The organism is Minwuia sp. IMCC3060, from assembly GCF_029909435.1.
GTDB lineage: Bacteria > Pseudomonadota > Alphaproteobacteria > Minwuiales > Minwuiaceae > Minwuia.
In genome coordinates this window covers 3,041,017-3,058,295 of the sequence record NZ_CP123782.1, presented here as the reverse complement: position 1 = coordinate 3,058,295, position 17,279 = coordinate 3,041,017, and the positions used below count along the sequence as shown (strand labels likewise).

Annotated in this window: 21 protein-coding genes and 3 tRNA genes; 14 read left to right on the top strand and 10 right to left on the bottom strand. The window is 66.0% G+C overall.

Annotation, left to right across the window (positions count from 1 at the left end):
• The 5 genes from QGV54_RS14435 to cobM are packed head-to-tail and all read left to right on the top strand — an operon-like array spanning position 1 to position 5,087.
• A complete protein-coding gene (locus QGV54_RS14435) occupies positions 1-636 on the top strand; it encodes a precorrin-8X methylmutase (RefSeq protein ID WP_281016143.1) in 636 nt (211 codons plus the stop codon).
• Positions 633-1,847, top strand: coding sequence for a precorrin-6y C5,15-methyltransferase (decarboxylating) subunit CbiE (gene cbiE / locus QGV54_RS14430; protein ID WP_281016144.1), 1,215 nt, complete (start codon positions 633-635; stop codon positions 1,845-1,847). Before QGV54_RS14435 ends, cbiE begins: the two co-directional genes overlap by 4 nt.
• A complete protein-coding gene (gene cobI / locus QGV54_RS14425; RefSeq protein WP_281016145.1) occupies positions 1,844-2,539 on the top strand; it encodes a precorrin-2 C(20)-methyltransferase in 696 nt (231 codons plus the stop codon). Before cbiE ends, cobI begins: the two co-directional genes overlap by 4 nt.
• Positions 2,536-4,332 carry a precorrin-3B C(17)-methyltransferase gene (gene cobJ, locus QGV54_RS14420; protein WP_281016146.1) on the top strand — a complete coding sequence of 599 codons (1,797 nt, stop codon included), beginning with the start codon at positions 2,536-2,538 and terminating at the stop codon, positions 4,330-4,332. Before cobI ends, cobJ begins: the two co-directional genes overlap by 4 nt.
• Entirely contained in the window at positions 4,329-5,087 is a 759-nt protein-coding gene (gene cobM / locus QGV54_RS14415; RefSeq protein ID WP_281016147.1) for a precorrin-4 C(11)-methyltransferase, read from the top strand. Before cobJ ends, cobM begins: the two co-directional genes overlap by 4 nt.
• A gap of 65 nt (positions 5,088-5,152) precedes the next feature.
• Here the strand turns inward: cobM and QGV54_RS14410 are convergent.
• A tRNA-Glu gene (locus QGV54_RS14410) sits at positions 5,153-5,228 on the bottom strand.
• Between the two features lie 95 nt (positions 5,229-5,323).
• On the opposite strand from QGV54_RS14410, the gene QGV54_RS14405 reads away from it, so the two are divergent.
• A complete protein-coding gene (locus QGV54_RS14405) occupies positions 5,324-6,124 on the top strand; it encodes a hypothetical protein (protein ID WP_281016148.1) in 801 nt (266 codons plus the stop codon).
• A 27-nt stretch (positions 6,125-6,151) separates the two neighbouring features.
• The gene (locus tag QGV54_RS14400) at positions 6,152-6,541 is read left to right on the top strand and encodes a RidA family protein (RefSeq protein ID WP_281016149.1); all 390 of its coding nucleotides are present in this window, start codon (positions 6,152-6,154) and stop codon (positions 6,539-6,541) included.
• A gap of 45 nt (positions 6,542-6,586) precedes the next feature.
• Here the strand turns inward: QGV54_RS14400 and QGV54_RS14395 are convergent, their stop codons facing one another.
• On the bottom strand, positions 6,587-7,108 hold the full coding sequence (locus tag QGV54_RS14395; protein ID WP_281016150.1) for a hypothetical protein: 522 nt from the start codon (positions 7,106-7,108) through the stop codon (positions 6,587-6,589).
• A gap of 188 nt (positions 7,109-7,296) precedes the next feature.
• On the opposite strand from QGV54_RS14395, the gene QGV54_RS14390 reads away from it, so the two are divergent.
• Positions 7,297-7,530 (top strand): hypothetical protein, encoded by a 234-nt coding sequence (locus QGV54_RS14390; protein ID WP_281016151.1) that lies wholly within the window; start codon positions 7,297-7,299, stop codon positions 7,528-7,530.
• A 13-nt stretch (positions 7,531-7,543) separates the two neighbouring features.
• Here QGV54_RS14390 and QGV54_RS14385 read toward each other — a convergent pair whose 3' ends face one another.
• The 7 genes from QGV54_RS14385 to QGV54_RS14355 form a co-directional block, all read right to left on the bottom strand.
• Positions 7,544-7,888, bottom strand: coding sequence for a DUF4112 domain-containing protein (locus QGV54_RS14385; RefSeq protein WP_281016152.1), 345 nt, complete (start codon positions 7,886-7,888; stop codon positions 7,544-7,546).
• A 16-nt stretch (positions 7,889-7,904) separates the two neighbouring features.
• Positions 7,905-8,063 carry a YqaE/Pmp3 family membrane protein gene (locus QGV54_RS14380; RefSeq protein ID WP_281016153.1) on the bottom strand — a complete coding sequence of 53 codons (159 nt, stop codon included), beginning with the start codon at positions 8,061-8,063 and terminating at the stop codon, positions 7,905-7,907.
• 47 nt (positions 8,064-8,110) lie between these two features.
• Positions 8,111-9,316, bottom strand: coding sequence for a CoA transferase (locus QGV54_RS14375; RefSeq protein ID WP_281016154.1), 1,206 nt, complete (start codon positions 9,314-9,316; stop codon positions 8,111-8,113).
• 31 nt (positions 9,317-9,347) lie between these two features.
• Positions 9,348-9,974, bottom strand: coding sequence for a ParA family partition ATPase (gene parA / locus QGV54_RS14370; protein WP_281016155.1), 627 nt, complete (start codon positions 9,972-9,974; stop codon positions 9,348-9,350).
• 97 nt (positions 9,975-10,071) lie between these two features.
• The gene (locus QGV54_RS14365; RefSeq protein ID WP_281016156.1) at positions 10,072-10,491 is read right to left on the bottom strand and encodes a hypothetical protein; all 420 of its coding nucleotides are present in this window, start codon (positions 10,489-10,491) and stop codon (positions 10,072-10,074) included.
• Between the two features lie 48 nt (positions 10,492-10,539).
• The gene (locus QGV54_RS14360; protein ID WP_281016157.1) at positions 10,540-11,943 is read right to left on the bottom strand and encodes a HAMP domain-containing sensor histidine kinase; all 1,404 of its coding nucleotides are present in this window, start codon (positions 11,941-11,943) and stop codon (positions 10,540-10,542) included.
• Positions 11,944-12,083: 140 nt separating this feature from the next.
• Complete coding sequence (locus QGV54_RS14355; protein ID WP_281016158.1) at positions 12,084-12,332, bottom strand: hypothetical protein; 249 nt, start codon at positions 12,330-12,332, stop codon at positions 12,084-12,086.
• A gap of 316 nt (positions 12,333-12,648) precedes the next feature.
• Here QGV54_RS14355 and ihfB point away from each other — a divergent pair, with 316 nt between their 5' ends.
• From ihfB to QGV54_RS14340, 3 genes are read left to right on the top strand one after another with little or no spacing between them, the layout of a single operon-like run.
• A complete protein-coding gene (gene ihfB / locus QGV54_RS14350; protein WP_348637694.1) occupies positions 12,649-12,930 on the top strand; it encodes an integration host factor subunit beta in 282 nt (93 codons plus the stop codon).
• A 44-nt stretch (positions 12,931-12,974) separates the two neighbouring features.
• Complete coding sequence (locus QGV54_RS14345; RefSeq protein WP_281016160.1) at positions 12,975-13,322, top strand: LapA family protein; 348 nt, start codon at positions 12,975-12,977, stop codon at positions 13,320-13,322.
• 20 nt (positions 13,323-13,342) lie between these two features.
• Complete coding sequence (locus QGV54_RS14340) at positions 13,343-14,287, top strand: ornithine cyclodeaminase family protein (RefSeq protein ID WP_281016161.1); 945 nt, start codon at positions 13,343-13,345, stop codon at positions 14,285-14,287.
• Here the strand turns inward: QGV54_RS14340 and rlmB are convergent.
• Complete coding sequence (gene rlmB, locus QGV54_RS14335; protein WP_281016162.1) at positions 14,266-15,528, bottom strand: 23S rRNA (guanosine(2251)-2'-O)-methyltransferase RlmB; 1,263 nt, start codon at positions 15,526-15,528, stop codon at positions 14,266-14,268. The two genes, QGV54_RS14340 and rlmB, sit on opposite strands and share 22 nt — an antisense overlap.
• Before the next feature lie 224 nt (positions 15,529-15,752).
• Between rlmB and QGV54_RS14330 the strand changes: the two genes are divergently transcribed.
• The 3 genes from QGV54_RS14330 (at position 15,753) to tuf (ending at position 17,238) form a co-directional block, all read left to right on the top strand.
• Positions 15,753-15,838: transfer RNA gene (locus QGV54_RS14330), tRNA-Tyr, on the top strand.
• Positions 15,839-15,898: 60 nt separating this feature from the next.
• Positions 15,899-15,972 (top strand) — tRNA-Gly (locus QGV54_RS14325).
• 75 nt (positions 15,973-16,047) lie between these two features.
• The gene (tuf, locus tag QGV54_RS14320; protein WP_281016163.1) at positions 16,048-17,238 is read left to right on the top strand and encodes an elongation factor Tu; all 1,191 of its coding nucleotides are present in this window, start codon (positions 16,048-16,050) and stop codon (positions 17,236-17,238) included.
• Positions 17,239-17,279 lie beyond the last annotated feature (41 nt).

Sequence of the window (17,279 nt, the reverse complement as noted above, 5' to 3'; positions counted from 1 at the left end):
GTGACGCCGCTCGATTACGAGCGTGACCCGGATGCGATCTACCGTCAGTCCTTTGCGACTGTCGCTGCCGAAAGCGACCTGAGCCACCTCGCCCCTGCCATGCATCCGATCGCGACCCGTCTGATCCACGCCTGCGGCATGGTCGGCATCGCCCCGCATATCGTCTGTTCCGATGATGCGGTCGCGGCCGGGCTTGCCGCACTGCGCGGCGGTGCGCCGATCCTCTGCGATGCGCGGATGGTGGAAATGGGGATCATTCAGCGACTCCTGCCGTCTGCATCGCCCATCGTCACCACCCTCAACGACCCGACGGTTCCAGGTCGCGCCCGGGAGATCGGCAACACCCGTTCCGCCGCTGCGGTGGAACTGTGGCGCCCCCATCTCGACGGTGCCATCGTCGTCATCGGCAATGCGCCAACGGCGCTGTTTCACCTGCTGGAACTGCTGGACGTCGGCTGGCCGAAGCCCGCGCTGATCCTCGGTTTTCCGGTCGGATTTGTCGGTGCCGCCGAATCGAAGGCGGAACTGGCCGCGAACCCGCGCGGTGTTCCTTACATGACCTTGCTTGGCCGACAAGGGGGCAGCGCCATTGCCGCCGCCGCGGTCAATGCGCTGGCCGTAGAGGCCGGGCGATGAGTGTCTGGCTCCACGTCATCGGCATTGGCGAGGACGGCGTGGATGGCCTTTCCGCCGCCGCCCGGTCGCTGATCAACGATGCTGAAACCGTCTTCGGCGGCGCGCGGCATCTGGAATTGCTGGGGCCCCTGGCTGAGGGCCGCGAAACGCGGGCCTGGCCACGGCCATTCCGGGCCGGAGTGGCGGAACTGATCGGGCACAGGGGCCGCCCCACCGTCGTCATGGCCAGCGGTGATCCGCTCTGGTTCGGTGTCGGTGCCCGGCTGATGCAGCATTTTCCGGCATCGGAGGTGACTTTCCTGCCCGTGCCGTCGTCGTACAGCCTTGCCGCCGCCCGCATGGGCTGGCCGCTTCAGGATACCGCCTGCATCAGCATGCATGGCCGCCCGGTCGCCGCGCTGGCACTGCATCTGGCCCCCGGCGCGCGCCTGCTGTGTCTGACCAGCGATGCGCAGACGATCCATGACGCCGCCGGTGTCCTGCGGGGGAACGGCTATGGCGAAAGCCGGATGACAGTGCTTGGCCATCTGGGTGGTCCGGATGAGTCCCGACATGAGATGACTGCGCAATCCCTGCCCGATGCAGGCAGCCTGCCCGCCCTCAACGTACTGGCCATCGACTGCCGGCTGGCGCCGGGCAGGGTGCCGCTGTCCCGCACGGCGGGCCTGCCCGACGATGCCTTCGAGCATGACGGCAAGATGACGAAGCGGGAAGTCAGGGCGGTGACGCTGGCGCGGCTTGCCCCGCAACCGGGTCAGCATCTCTGGGACATTGGTGCTGGCTGTGGCTCGGTCGCCATCGAATGGCTGCGGTCTGCCGCATGGATGCGGGCCACCGGGCTGGAGCCACATGCTGAACGCCGGGCCATGGCCGCCCGCAACGCGGTGACACTGGGGGTGCCTGGGCTGGACCTGCGTGCCGACCCTGCGCCCGATGGCCTGTCGGATCTGGATGCGCCCGACGCGGTCTTTGTCGGCGGCGGGGTATCCGACCGCGCCGTGCTCGACGCCGCCTGGCAGGCGCTTTCGCCTGGCGGACGGCTGGTGGCGAACGCGGTGACGGTGGAGGGGCAGGCCGTACTGACGGCGCTCTGGCAGGAACGAGGCGGCGACCTCGTGCGCCTGCTGGTGGAGCGTGCCGGGCCGGTGGGCGAGATGCATGGCTGGCGTCCTGCCATGCCCGTGATGCAGTGGGCGGTGATCCGGGCATGAGCGGAACCCTTTACGGTGTCGGTGTCGGTCCGGGCGATCCGGAACTGATGACCTTCCGGGCCTGGCGGATCATTGCCGCCGCCGATGTCGTCGCCTTCATTGGCGCCGACGGGCGCGCCTCCCGCGCACGGGCGACCGCGCAGGCGGCGATCCGTGCCGCGTCCGAGCTGCTGGCCATCGACATGCCCATGCGCGCGGACCCGCAGGCCGGGCAGGCGGCCTATGACGGCGCTGCGGCGCAGATCGCGGCCCGCCTGAGTGCCGGTCGGAACATCGCGTTCCTGTGTGAAGGCGACCCTTTGCTCTATGGCTCCTTCATCTACCTGATGGCGCGGTTGCAGGCGGACTTTCCGGTCGAGGTGGTGCCGGGCCTGCCGTCCTTCGTCGCCTGTGCGGCAGAGCTCCGGCAGCCGCTGGCGCGGCGCAGCGAGAGCTTCGGCATCGTGCCCGGAACCCTTCCCGACGCGGAACTGCGGCACCGGCTCTCGGCCCTCGATTCCGTGGCAATCATCAAGGCCGGGCGTCATGCCGGGCGCATCGGGCGGGTGCTGTCGGACCTGGGACTGCTCGACCGGGCCTTGGTGGTGGAGGAAGTCTCCACCGACCGGCAGACGATCCGACCCTTCACGGCGGATCAGGATGTCCTGCCCTATTTCGCGACCATCATCATTCCTGCAGGGGACGCGGCATGAAACCGGCCATTGTCATTCTTGATCCGGCTGCGCTGCCGCTGGCGCGGCGCATCGCGGCGGCGACCGGGGGAGAGGTCCATGGCCCGGCCGGGCGTGCCGGGGCGGACAGTACCTTCACCAGTGTCATGGAACGCCTCGACAGCCTGTTCCGGGCGGGGGTTCCCATCATCGGGATCTGCGCGGCGGGCATCCTGATCCGGGGCGTCGCGGCCTGCCTGTCGGACAAGCGTCAGGAACCGCCGGTGATCGCGGTCTCCGCCGACGGGCACCATGTGGTGCCGCTGCTTGGTGGCCATCACGGGGCCAACGCGTTGGCGCAGGATGTCGGTGCGGCAACAGGCGGTGAAGCGGCAATCACGACGGCGGGCGAAACACGTCTGGGGCTGGCGCTGGATGCGCCGCCGTCGGGCTGGTCCCTCGCCAACCCCGAGGATGCGAAGGGGGTCATGGCGCGGCTGATCGCCGGTGGTGGCGCGCACATCATCGGCGAATGGCCCTTCGATCCCGTACCCCGACCGCCGGAGGGCGAGGATGTCGTGCTGATGGCGACGGAGCGCGCGGCGGAGGGGGGCGCGACCATGCTGGTCTATCACCCGCAGCGATTCGTGCTGGGTATCGGCGCGGCGCGCAATTGCCCGACCGACGAGCTTGAAACCCTGCTGGCGGAAACCCTGCAGGAGGCGGATCTGGCACCGGGCGCCCTGGCCTGCATCGCGACACTGGATCTGAAGGCGGATGAACGCGCCATTCTGGAGGTGGCGGAGCGACTCGGCCTGCCAGTCCGGCTGTTCGATGCCACGACGCTGGAGCGGGAGACGCCGCGCCTCGCCAACCCGTCGGACGTCGTGTTTCAGGAGGTCGGGTGCCATGGCGTGGCAGAGGCCGCGGCGCTGGCAATGGCCGGCGAAACGGCCAGCCTGATCGTGCCGAAGCGCAAGAGCGCCAACGCCACCGTTGCCATCGCGCGGACCGATGATTTCATCGACCCGGTTTCCGCTGGCCGGGCGCTGGGGCACCTGCATGTCATCGGCATCGGCCCGGGGATGAGTGACTGGCGCACACCGGAGGCCGGACGTCTGATCGCGGCGGCGGATGAGGTTGTGGGCTATGATCTCTACCTCGATCTGGTGGCCGGACTGGTGTCTGCCGCCAAACGCACGACCTTCCCGCTGGGGCAGGAGACGGAGCGCTGTGCCTATGCGCTGGAACAGGCGGGGAAGGGGCGCAGGGTTGCCCTGATCTCCTCCGGTGACGCGGGGATCTACGCCATGGCGGCGCTGGTGGAGGAACTGGTGGCCGATGGTCAGGTCTCCGATGCGGCGTCGCGGGTGCCGGTGACGGTCGCACCTGGCATTTCCGCCCTGCAGGCCGCGGCGGCACGGATCGGCGCGCCGCTGGGACATGATTTCTGCACCATCTCGCTCTCGGACCTGCTGACGCCCTGGAGCGCCATCGAGGGCCGGGTGCGCGCGGCGGCGGAGGGGGACTTCGTCATTGCCTTCTACAATCCGGTCTCCCGCCGTCGGCGCACCCAGCTTGCGGACGCCCGCGCCATCCTGCTGCAGCACCGCCCCGCCGACACGCCGGTGGTGCTGGCCAGCAATCTCGGCCGGGTGGAGGAACAGGTGCGAGTCACCACGCTGGCTGACCTGCGGGTCGATGATGTCGACATGCTGACCCTGGTGCTGGTGGGCGCCAGCAGCACCCGGACCCGCACCGCGCAGGGCCGCACAAGGGTCTTCACCCCACGCGGCTATGCCGCCAAACGCCCGCTGGAGGGGCAGAGCACATGACGGTTCATTTCATTGGTGCCGGTCCCGGTGATCCCGAACTCATCACGGTCCGCGGGCTGCGGCTGATTCAGGAATGTCCTGTCTGCCTCTATGCCGGGTCACTGGTGCCGGAGGCGATTGTCGCCGCCGCACCGGAGGGCGCGCGAGTGGTCGATACCGCACCGCTGCATCTGGATCAGATCATCGCGGAGATCGCGGCAGCGCACGAGAAGGGGCAGGACGTCGCCCGGGTGCATTCGGGCGACCCCTCGCTCTATGGCGCGACCGCCGAGCAGATGCGCCGTCTCGATGCGCTGGGCATTCCCTATGACGTGGTGCCGGGGGTTCCGGCCTTCGCCGCCGCCGCCGCCGCGCTGAAGATGGAACTGACGGTGCCGGAGGTGGCGCAGACAGTGGTGCTGACACGCACCAGCATGAAGGCCTCCGCCATGCCGCCGGGGGAGGACCTGGAGACCATCGGCAGGACCGGCGCGACCCTGGCCATCCATCTGTCGGTCCGCAACATCCGGGAGATCGAGAACCGCCTGATCCCGCTATATGGCGCGGATTGCCCGACGATCATCGCCTATCGCGTCGGCTGGCCGGACGAGCAGTTCATCCACGGCACCCTCAGCACCATCCGCCAGAAGGCCCGCGACGCCAAGATCACCCGCACCGCCCTGATCCTGGTGGGTCCAGCCCTGGGCGCCAGCAGCTTCCGCGACTCGGCGCTCTATGATGCAGAACACGCACACGTCCTGCGCACGGGGCGCTGAAGTCGTTGATCGTACTGGGAGAAATGTCGTCCTGATCCGGCGACTGGAAGTCGCGGGCGGCAGATTGGTACCCCGTAGGGGAATCGAACCCCTGTTTCCGGCGTGAGAGGCCAGCGTCCTGGGCCACTAGACGAACGGGGCGTGACCAAGCTCAGGTGGCGTCTTCTATCGCTTTGAATGGCTTGCCGTCAAGCGGTGGTCTTGCGATTGTCGCTGCCGCCACATCCGGGGGACACATGGGACTCAATCCGAAATACTGGCCGCGCCGCCAGCGCTTCATGGTGGGGCTGATCGTCGTGATCATCCTTTCCATCATCATGACGCTCTACGACTGGAACCGGCGTACCCGCTTTCCCAATGACGAGCGGCTGATGAGCTTCTTCGAGGCGACCGTGCTGACGGGACCGGCCGGCGATCTGGTGGAGGCCGTGCCCTTCACCGGGCCCGTGGTGCTGTGGTTGCCGGAACGGGTGGAGACAGACGGGGGAGAGGTCGCGACCTATCCGGTGGTGATGGAGGTCGACCGTTCGCTGAAGTACTTCGCCGCGGTCACGGGGCTGGATTTCTTCCGGACAGAGAACCGCGCCGAGGCCGCGATCACCTTTGACTTCGAGTTTGATGGCAAGGGCCCCGAGCGACGCACGACCCGGCGGATCGCCGACGGATTGACCAGCGGCGCTGCCGTGACCATCGACATCGCACGGGTGGCGGAGGGGCATGACAGCCAGTGCGTCAGCCTGAAGGATGGCTGCGTCGGTGACGAACGGGTGCTGCAGTCGATCCGGGCGCTGGTGTTCTCCGGACTGGTGGAGGCGCTGGGCCTGCAGCAGCGCCCGCGCCGGGGTGCCAGCGTGCTGCGGGGCGACCCCTGGCCGACAGGCTATGACATGGCGGCGCTGGGCCTGCTTTATCATCCGAAGGTGCTGGAGGCGGAGGGGCCGTTCGACAAGCTCGCCCGTGCCGGAGAGGTGGTGGAGGAATGGCCCGATTTCCCACGCATCGACAAGTTCTACGCCTATCATGGCCTGCGGGAGTGACAGGTCAGCACACAGGGAGATCCAAGCATGCCCAACAAGTCCATTGTCCCCGACACCATTGCCAAGCCGGGCAGTCGCTACAGCCACGGCATCGAAGTCGCACCGAATGCCCGCTGGGTCTATGTCTCCGGCCAGGTCGGCTGGAGTCCTGACGGCCGCATCGAGGAGGGTATCGAGGCGCAGACGCGCCGGGCCTTCCAGAATGTGCTGGCGGTGCTGGCGGAGGCCGGAATGGGTGCAGAAGACATCGTCCGTCTGAACAGCTACCTGACGGATGCGGCGGATGTGCCGAGGTTCCGGGCGGGGCGGGATGCGGTCATGGGCGATGCGATGCCGGCATCGACCCTGGTCGTCGTCGATGCCCTGATCCATCCGGACCTGAAGGTCGAGGTGGAGGCTGTCGCCGCAAAGGCGTGACGCGCTCGGCCGGTCCCTGGTCCCCGCGCCGGACGGACGTTCCGGTCAGTGGGCGACGATGGGCCTGGAGTGGAGGGCCAGGGCGAGGTGCGTGATCTCGCCTGCCGGGTTGCCGAAGGGCATGCCGACGGTCTCGTAGTGCATCAGGCGACGGAACAGCAGGATGTTCTCGGCAATGTCGATCGTGGGCTCATTGCGTTGCGCCGCATGAATGCAGAATTTCTCGATGTTCTTCCGGTGCATTTCCGACGGATAGTCATCCAGGTACAGGCCTGTGAGATCCTTGCCGCAATTGCGCGCAGCCAGTGTCGAGTGGACACGGTAACGGAAGCGCCAGGGATTGCGTTCGACCTCCATCATGTTCAGTGAGCCGACCATGTAGCTGAAATCGCAGATATCGAAACTGCGATAGTCCGGGACGCCGGGACCGGTCCTGAGCCGGTACCAGTCAGCATGGGCACGCCTCAACAGCTCCGATTTCAGGGCCTCCGGCTTCAGGTTCATCGCCAGACGCTGCTCGATGGACGGATGGGCCGTGTCCTCGACCTGGGACTGGTCCGCGGGCATCAGGACTTGTTCCGGTGCTTGGGTCTGCGTGCGTGCAAGGGATGCTCGGTTCGTTGGTCAGTCGGGCCGGTCAGGATGACCGGAAGTCGTCCCCACCGCAATATGGGTGACGAAACGCATTGACGATCGGTTAAGGAGGGGTGTGGCACTATCCGCCAGGGTCATTCAGTGACGGGAAGGTTGGACCGGTGCGTTCTCACGATGCCCGCGAGGTTCTGCTGGAATATGTGGAGATGAACGGCAGTGTCCGTGCCTGCGCCATTGATGTCGCAACAGGCACGGAAATCTGCATCGTTGGTCCGGCATCGGCTGGCGAAGCGGAACTGCGCCGGAACGCGCTGGCGCGTCTGGACTATGTCCTGCGGCAGAAGTCGGAGCCCCGGACAGGACCGCTGGACCGGCGGCCGGGTCTTCTGGTCTGAAGGGCCGCGGGACTCAGCGGCTCAGCCAGTTCCGCAGCAGGTCGATATTTCGGATGTTGGCCTTGAAGGCGATGTCGAAGATGTCACCGAGAACCGGCACCGACCCGACCACGAAATCCAGTGCCACATTGACCAGCATCTGCAGGATGATCGACATCGGCGCGCCGAGCATCCTGGCGCGCAGCACCACATAGAGGCTGGCAAGCAGCATCAGGCTGTCGCCGATCCCGGGCACGAGGCCGATCAGGCCATCCAGCCCGATGTGAATCCGGGTGCCGGGTATTCGGATGCTGTTGTCGAGCAGGGTTGCCAGTCGATCCAGTCGCTCGAAATCCCTGTCGCGGTCTCTCGCACTCATCCCGTGGATATCCCGCTCAGCGCCGGGCAATGATCCAGATCGCATGCACGATGCCGGGGATGTAGCCACAGAGTGTCAGCAGGATGTTGAGCCAGAAATGCAGTCCGATGCCGACCTGCAGGAATACCCCCAGCGGCGGCAGGATGACCGACAGAATGATGCGGATGATGTCCATGAGATGAAGCCTGTTCCAAAATGTATTTGGGAAAGTGAGTGTCCGGTTCAGTTCTTGTCGGACCTGGTGATCTTGCGCGCATGCAGATCTCTCAGTTGCGTATCGTCAAACGCAAGCACCTCGGAGAGCACGCTATCCGTATCAGCACCGAGATGGGGCGCAAGACCCGAAATGCCAACTGTCGCATTGGTGAACCGGAACGGCGTGTTGACCACCTTGTGCCGGCCCATCGCATCCTCGATCTCCACAACGGACCGGCGTGCGGCAAGTTGCGGATTTTCAAGAGCTTCAGCGGGCGTGAGGTACTTGTTGCAGGGGCATCCGGCGGCGTCGATCCGTTGCGCGGCCTCGGCTGCGGTCAGTGGCGCCGCCCAGGCCTCGACTTCGGCGATCAGCTTCGGCCAGTTCTGCATCCGGGCCAGAGGTGTGGCGAATCGGGGGTCCTGCATCCAGTCCAGCCGTTCACAGGCACGGGCCATGGCCTCGAAGTTCTTCGCCGTGACCGGCGCGACAACGATATAGCCATCGGCACAGGCAACAGGGTCGAAGACCGGCACCTTCAGTTCCGGGTCCGGGAACTGAGCCTCCTGCAACTCGAACGGCATCATGTTCATCAGCCCGGCCAGCAGTTCGACGTCCAGATGGTCGCCCTTGCCGGTGATGGATCGCTGGCGCAGCGCTGCCAGAATGGCAATCAGGGCGTGGGTGGCGCCCAGCGCGTCCGCCGAAAGGTTCCGTGACCTCTCCGGCTTCTCCCGCCCGCGCTGATACCGGAATTCGCCCATGGTGAAACCGCTGGCCGCATTGATGATCGGCGCGAAGGCAGGCCGCGCGGTATCCGGGCCGGTCTGTCCATAGCCCGAGATCGAACAGTAGATCAGGCCCGGATTGCGCTGCTGCAGCTCCGGGTAGCCCAGTCCGAGGCGGGTCATGACGCCGGGCCTGAAGTTCTCGACAAAGACATCGGCACTGGCGATCAGGTCGCGGGCGATGGCCAGGCCTTCTTCCTGTTTCAGGTCCAGGACCACGCTCTTCTTGCCCAGGTTCAGCTGGGTGAAGAACCCGCTCTGCCCGTTCACGACGGGGGCGGCATTGCGCATCGTGTCGCCGTCGGCGGGTTCGATCTTGATGACCTCCGCCCCCATGTCGGCCATCAGTCGCGTGGCGTAGGGGCCGGCGACGAAGGCTGTGAAGTCGATCACGCGAATGCCATCCAGCGGCCTCGGCCCGCTGCCATGTGCGGCATCGATCATTGTGGTCCTCCCCCTGTTGCATGCGGCTGCTTCAGCCCGGCAGCATTTCCCCGGCCAGTGCCGTGATTTCCTGTGCTGCCAGCCCTCTTGGCTGTGCCTCCGTGACGCCAAGCCCTTCCAGCAGACTGGCGGCGAAGGCCTGGCGGTTGCCAAGGCTCTGGTGCGCCACTGTCAGTCCATCGCGTGCGATCATCTCCCGGATCTGGTCAGCCAGGCGTCCGCGTGACGGCAGGCGATTGAGCACAAGCGTGAAATCCTTGGTCTCGCGCCGGGCCATGTCGATGGTCTGACGGGCGGCCCAATAGTCCATGGGACTTGGCTGGATCGGCATCAGCACCTTGTCGGCGGCGCGCATGGCGACTTTCGAATCGGTTTCGCCGTGTGGCGGGCTGTCGATCAGGACAAAGTCGAAGTCGCGACCGAGCCGCTGGACTTCCGCGCCCGATCGCCAGCCGGAGACCTGGCGCAGCGCGATCCCGCCGTCGTTGCCGAGATTCCTGACCCGTGCCGCATGCCAGGCGGAAAGGCTCTGCTGCGGGTCGATATCCATGATCGCCACGGCATTGCCCCGCTGGGCCAGGACCACGGCAAGATGAACAGCGAGCGTCGTCTTGCCTGCGCCACCCTTCTGCTGTGCGATGATGATTGTCGTGCCCACGCGATGCGCCCTCTGAAGGAATCAGTTGGTCAATCATACGTTGGGCCGCACCCGAGTGCCATTGTCGCGCAGCAGGCCTCCCATGTTCCGGCGCAGGCTATTCTGTGGGGGTGGCCTCGGCCTGCGCGTCCGGCTCCGGTTCGCTCTTCGCGACCTCTTCGGTCGCAGTGTCCTCGGCCTCCTGCTCATCCGACTCCTGCTCATCCGCCTCTGATCCTGCGAGCGGTTGCGGGGCGGTTCTCCTGTCGATGGGAGCCAGCACTGCACGATCACTTGTGGCATTGCCGAAGGGATTGCTGGTCCGGTAGCAATCGACCGTGCCGAGCGTACGGTAGCATTGCAGGTCCATCTGGTGGCGCGCATCGATGCAGGCACGGGACTGGCGGCCCGCGGCATCGCAGACTTCCCGCGCATAGGCCACCTCCGTTGCCGTGCGCGGGGTATCGCGCAGGCCGAACGGATCCTTGCCGCAGGCGGCAAGCAAGAGGAACAGTGTTATGGCGACGCTACGATGCATGCGTTCTTATCGCCCGACATGCTGAAGGAATCGTAAAGCCCGCGTGGATCAGGCGTCGGGAAGCGTGATGCTGAACACGGTACCGTCAGGGCCGGTTCGTTCCAGTTCGATCTCACCGCCATGTGCGGTAACGAGATCGCGCGCGATCGCCAGTCCCAGCCCGGTCCCGCCGGCACGGACCGAGCCGACGAAGGGCCGGAACAGGTTCTCCTTCGCCTGTTGCGGCAGGCCGCCGCCATTGTCGCAGACACGGATGCGGACATTCCCCTGCAGGCGTTCCGCAGTGACGCGTACCAGGCCATCCTCGCCAACGGCCTGAGCCGCGTTGCGGCCCAGATTCATCAGCACGCGGAACATCTGCTCCCGGTCCGCGTGAATGCTGAACCCGTCCGGGACATCATTGCGCCACAGCGTGTCTTCCTCGTCCCGCGGTTCGACGACGCCCCGGCATTCCTCCACCAGCACGGCGAGGTCGAAGCGTGTCGGCGACGGAGGCGGTTCGTCCGCGCTGCCGCTGCGCAGTGACCGGTCGCACAGGGTGATGGCCCGGTCCAGGGTCTTCAGCAGGCGCGGCGCCATCTTCTTGACGATGGGGTCGTCGCTGCTGGCCAGGAACTCGGAGACCAGTTGTGCGGTGGAAAGGATGTTGCGCAGGTCGTGACTGATCTTGCTGACGGCGGTGCCGAGCGCGGCCAGGTGGCTCTTCTGAGCCAGTGCGCGGCGCAGGTCCTCCTCCATTGCGGCCAGTTCGGCCGCCGCTATGCCGATCTCGTCGGTCCGGTTCCGTGGCAGGGGGGGCAGGTCGGGCGATTCCGGATCGGTCCGGAAGGCGACCATGTTCTCGGCCAGCCGGTGCAGCGGACGCACCATCAGCCAGCGCAGTGTCAGGAACAGCATGCTCGCGCTGATGATGGAGATCACCATGCTGAGTGTCAGGATGTTCCAGCCATAGGCGCGCAGGGCCGCCTGCAGCTGGTCCTCGTGCATCAGCAGTTCGACCGTCGCATCCGACTGGCTGCGGGCGTTGCCGATCACGCGCAGCATTCTGGGGTCCGTATGCAGCAGGGAAGCAAGCGCGTCCATGACCAGTGTAACCGCATCCGCATCGCGCAGATCGACTGTCGCATCGACGTCCGGCGGCATGTCATCGGACATCAGCAGCATCCTGCGGTCGCTGAACTTCAGCACCACACCCGATGCGCCGACACTGGAGAGCAGGGTGGCCTTCAGTTCCTCGGACACCATCTGGTCGGGTGCTGCCAGCAGGGAAAGGGCAGCCAGATTCGCCTCATCCAGGCGCTGTTGCAGATAGCTGACACGGTAGCGGGCGACGGACGGCAGGAAGATCATCACTTCCGCCAGCATGACGAAGACAATGGTAAGGATCAGCAGTCGCGCCGAAAGGCTGCGCCGGATTGGCGGGGGGACGCTGGCTGTTGGATGCTCGCTCATGGCGCGCAGACTAGATCATTCCATCAGGTGATGGAATCGCACCTGCCCGCACCCGCCGACGGCCTGTGGCCGGAAAAGGAAAAACCGCGCCCCCGTCGGGAGGCGCGGCATTCCGGCAGCAGACAGCTGTCTGCGAAAGATCAGTTCTTCTTCGCTGCGCAGGGATTGCAGGCCTTGGCGGCACTGCAGGGGTTCTTGGCAGCACACGGGTTGCACTTCGCGGCGCAGGGATTGCACCTGGCCGCGCAGGGGTTGCACTTGCCGGCACAAGGGCTGCAGGCCTTCGCCGCGCCGCATGCCGACTTGTGTGCACCGGCATAGGATGCCGGAACGGCGGCGGCCATCGCGACGGTGGCCATTGCGGCGACAGTGAGGGTTTTCTTCAGCATGATCGATCTCTCCCGAATGACTCCGGAGCCGGATTGATCCCGGTTCCTGTGGCGGAGTTTGGGTGCCGGAACTCCCCGGCGCAAAACACCCTTCTTCACCGCCCTTCACAACAGCGTTAGGGCGTTCCGCTGTGCGTTGGCATCGTCGGCGGACCGATCCGGAGTGCTGCATTGATGGATGGAAGCGATACCGGCCAGCGGACGGTGGAACATTTCGCCCCGCGCTGAATCCGTGGCGGCGCTTGACCGTGGCGGGCAAGCTTTGGCATTGTTGGCAATCACGGCAGGGAAGACCGCGACAAGCGGTGTTGGTTCAATGATAAAATCCGAGCTCATCGCGAAACTCGCGGAAGAAAATCCCCACCTTCATCAGCGTGATGTCGAACGCATCGTGTCGACCATCTTCGACGAGATCACGGGCGCGCTTGCCAAGGGCGAACGTGTGGAACTGCGTGGTTTCGGCGCCTTCTCCGTCAAGCGCCGTCCGGCGCGGGTGGGGCGCAACCCGCGAACGGGTGAATCCGTGCAGGTTGACGAGAAGTTCGTGCCGTTCTTCAAGACCGGCAAGGAACTGCGCGAACGTCTGAACGACAGTTGATTTGCCTGGCGGCCGAGCCCGGGCGCAGTAGCGGGGTCTGACTGGTGAAGCTGATTCGTGTGCTCATCCTTCTCGTGGCGCTGGTGATATGTGCCTCGCTGGCCATTTCCAATCGCGGCTCCGTCGCGGTGGGGCTGGAGCCTCTGCCCTTTGTCCTGAATGTTCCGATGTTTGCGGTCATCTTCGGTGCCATGTTTGCCGGTGTGCTTCTGGGTGGTTTCAGCATGTGGTGGCGGGATGGCGCGGTGCGGCAGCGTGCCCGGCGTGAACATCGCCATGCCGACGAGCTGGAGCGCGAGATCGCGAAGCTGAAGGTCGAGCTGGACCATGCGCGGGACCTGGCCCGCGCCGCCAACGACCGGAAGGCCCTGCGCGGGCCGGAAGCTGCCTGACCGATGCGGGTCGAATACCGATGCTGAACATTGATGCGGCCGCGATCGATCGCGTCCTCGACGAGACGGCACTGGCCGACAGCCTTGGCGCGATGTTTCGCGACGGCTGCGAACAGCCTGTGCGCCATCACCATACCATCGAAGTACCTTCGGAGCCGGATGCGACCCTGCTGCTGATGCCGGCCTGGCAGCCGGGCGAGTCGGTCGGCATCAAGGTCGCGACGGTCTTTCCCGGCGCGAACACGCGCGGACTGCCTGCCGTCCAGGCGAACTACCTGCTGCTGGATCCCCGGACAGGTGCGCCTCTGGCGTTGCTCGATGGTTCGCGGCTGACGGTGCTGCGTACCGCCGCCGCTTCTGCGCTCGCGGCACGGTATCTGGCGCGGCAGGATGCCGCCGGGATGGTGATGGTGGGATCGGGCGCCCTGGCACCCTGCCTGATCCGTGCCCATCTGGCGGCGCGACCGTCACTGCAGCGTGTGCAGATCTGGAACCGCAATCCGGACAAGGCCGCGGCACTTGCGGCGGACCTCAAGGGGATGGGGCTGCCGACGGAGGCCGCGCCGGATCTGGAAGCGGCTGTGCGGCAGGCCGACCTGATCTCCTGCGCCACGCTTTCAAGGGAGCCGCTGGTCCATGGTGACTGGCTGAAACCCGGCGCGCATCTGGATCTTGTCGGGGCCTTCACGCCGGAGATGCGGGAAAGTGACGACCAGGCAATGCAGGTCGGAACCGTCTTCGTCGATACGCGGGCCGGGGCGACGAAGGAGGGGGGCGACATCGTCCAGGCGATGGCAAGCGGGGCCATCACGCCGGACTCGATTGCCGCCGACCTCCACGACCTGACGCGCGGTGACCATCCGGGGCGTCGTGACGCCGGGGAGATCACGGTGTTCAAGTCGGTCGGCGCGGCGCTGGAAGACCTCGCCGCCGCACGCCTGGCTTACGAACGACTCAGTTCGTAAAGGGCGATCGCCGCCGCGTTGGAGACATTCAGGCTCTCGATGGCACCGCTCATGGGAATGCTGACCAGCAGGTCGCAGTTCTCCGCCGTCAGACGGCGCAGGCCCTTGCCCTCGGCACCCATGACCAGGGCGATACGCTCGAACTTCGATGCCTCTGCCAGTCCGGCCTCCGCGTCACCATCCAGGCCGATGCGCCAGTAGCCCCATTCCTTCAGCATCGCCAGCGCGCGTGAGAGATTGGTCGGGCGCAGGTACGGCACGCTCTCCAGCGCACCGGACGCGGACTTGGCCAGGGCACCGGTGATTGGCGCGGCATTGCGTTCCGGTGCCATGACCGCGCGGGCACCGAAGGCTGCGGCGGAGCGCATGATGGCACCGACATTGTGCGGATCGCTGACCTGATCCAGCACGATCACCACCGACTTGCCTTCCGGTTTCAGCAGACTTTCGGCGGAGGGTACGGCCAGGGGGGCCGCATAGGCGGCGACGCCGCCATGGGTCGCGCCATCCCGGTCATAGCGGGACAGCACGGCGTCCATGTCGGAACGCGACATGGTCTCCAGCAGGCCGTGATTGCCAAATGCCGTATTCTCCAGCACCTGCGGTGTCGCGATCAGGCGCTGGATCTCGCGACGGGGGTTGGCCATGGCGGCGAGGACGGCGTGCCGGCCATATATCCAGTGCATCGTGTCCTTGACGCCGGTGGACTGGCGTCCGCCGGAACGCACGGAGACTTCCGGGTGACGGCGACTGGACTTCGGCTTGTCATTCTTGCGGTCGTCGCGGCGCGGACGCCGGTCCCCGTCCGGATTGAAGTGATTGCGGCCGCGCCGGTCCTCGCCGTCCCGATCCCGGCGCGGAACACTGGTGTCGGAACCCTCCCTGCGCGGCGGGCGGCTGTCGCCATCCCTGCGCGGCGGGCGGCTGTCGCCATCCCTGCGCGGCGGACGGCTGTCACCGTCCCTGCGTGGCGGGCGGCTGTCACCGTCCCTGCGCGGCGGGCGGCTGTCGCCGTCCCTGCGCGGCGGGCGGCTGTCACCATCCCTGCGCGGCGGGCGGCTGTCGCCGTCCCTGCGCGGCGGGCGGCTGTCGCCGTCCCTGCGTGGCGGGCGGCTGTCGCCGTCCCTGCGCGGCGGGCGACTGTCACCACGTCCCGAGTCCGCGGATCCACGACCGCCCTGACCCCGGCCAGCGCCACCATTGCGGCCCGGGCCGCCTTTTCGTTCTTCATTCTCGCTCATCGGGCGGCTTATAGGATCGTGTTGCCCCGGTCGCAAACGGTATTAAGGCAATCCGGGGCGACAATCCCGGAAGTCTGCCCTCCGGATCATGCCTCCCTGGCCGGCAGGACAACCAAACCGCGGGGCGGCGGTGGAGGAAATTCAGTCCGCGAGGTTGTTGACATGACGAGGGGATTGGGGATAGTGCAGCCGCGTTTGATCGGCCATCCGACATCGTCTGGTCTGGAGGGGTGCCCGAGTGGCTAAAGGGGACGGGCTGTAAACCCGTTGGCGTACGCCTACGTTGGTTCGAATCCAACTCCCTCCACCAACCGATGGCCGGGCGGTCGGGTCAACGCACGACGGCAGGATGGTACGGGCCGGATCGGATGCGGGTGTAGCTCAATGGTAGAGCCCCAGCCTTCCAAGCTGGTTACGTGGGTTCGATTCCCATCACCCGCTCCATTCCGTTGAGAGGCACGACGAGACGGAAGCCGTGTGGCTCCGTACGAAACAGAATATGAAGGCGGGCGTAGAGAGATGGCCAAAGAGAAGTTTGAGCGTACGAAGCCGCACTGCAATGTGGGCACGATTGGTCACGTTGACCATGGCAAGACGACGCTGACTGCAGCGATCACGATGGTGCTTGCGGAGAGTGGCGGCGCGACGGCGAAGGCGTATGCGGACATTGACGCCGCGCCTGAGGAGAAGGCGCGCGGCATCACGATCTCGACGGCGCATGTCGAATACGAGACGGCGAACCGCCACTACGCCCACGTTGATTGCCCGGGTCATGCCGACTACGTGAAGAACATGATCACGGGTGCGGCGCAGATGGACGGCGGCATCCTGGTTGTTTCGGCTGCTGACGGCCCGATGCCGCAGACGCGCGAGCACATCCTGCTGGCGCGCCAGGTGGGTGTTCCGGCGCTTGTCGTCTACATGAACAAAGTCGATCAGGTCGACGACGAGGAGCTGCTTGAGCTCGTCGAGCTCGAGATTCGCGAGCTGCTGTCGTCGTATGACTTCCCGGGCGACGACATTCCGATCGTGAAGGGTTCTGCCCTGGCCGCGGTGGAGGGTCGTGACGAGGAGATCGGCAAGAATTCGATCCTGGAACTGATGGCGGCGGTTGACGAATACATCCCGCAGCCGGAGCGTCCGAAGGATCAGGCCTTCCTGATGCCGATCGAGGACGTGTTCTCGATCTCGGGTCGTGGCACGGTTGTTACGGGTCGCGTCGAGCGCGGCGTCGTGAAGGTCGGTGAGGAAGTCGAGATTGTCGGCATCCGGGCGACGAAGAAGTCGACCTGCACGGGCGTCGAGATGTTCCGGAAGCTGCTGGACCAGGGCGAGGCCGGTGACAACATCGGTGCGCTGCTGCGCGGTGTCGGTCGTGAGGATGTGGAGCGTGGCCAGGTTCTGGCCAAGCCGGGTTCGATCACGCCGCACACGAAGTTCCAGGCGGAGGCCTATATCCTGACGAAGGAAGAGGGTGGCCGTCACACGCCGTTCTTCGGCAACTACCGCCCGCAGTTCTACTTCCGCACGACGGATGTGACGGGCGTCATCGAGCTGCCGGAAGGCACGGAGATGGTGATGCCGGGCGACAACATCGCGATGGTGGTGGAGCTGATCAACCCGATCGCGATGGACGAGGGACTGCGCTTCGCCATCCGTGAAGGCGGCCGCACCGTCGGTGCCGGCGTCGTCGCGAAGATCGTCGAGTAAGGTCTGAGACGCGGTATCTTCAGGGCTGCATCGCCACTGGC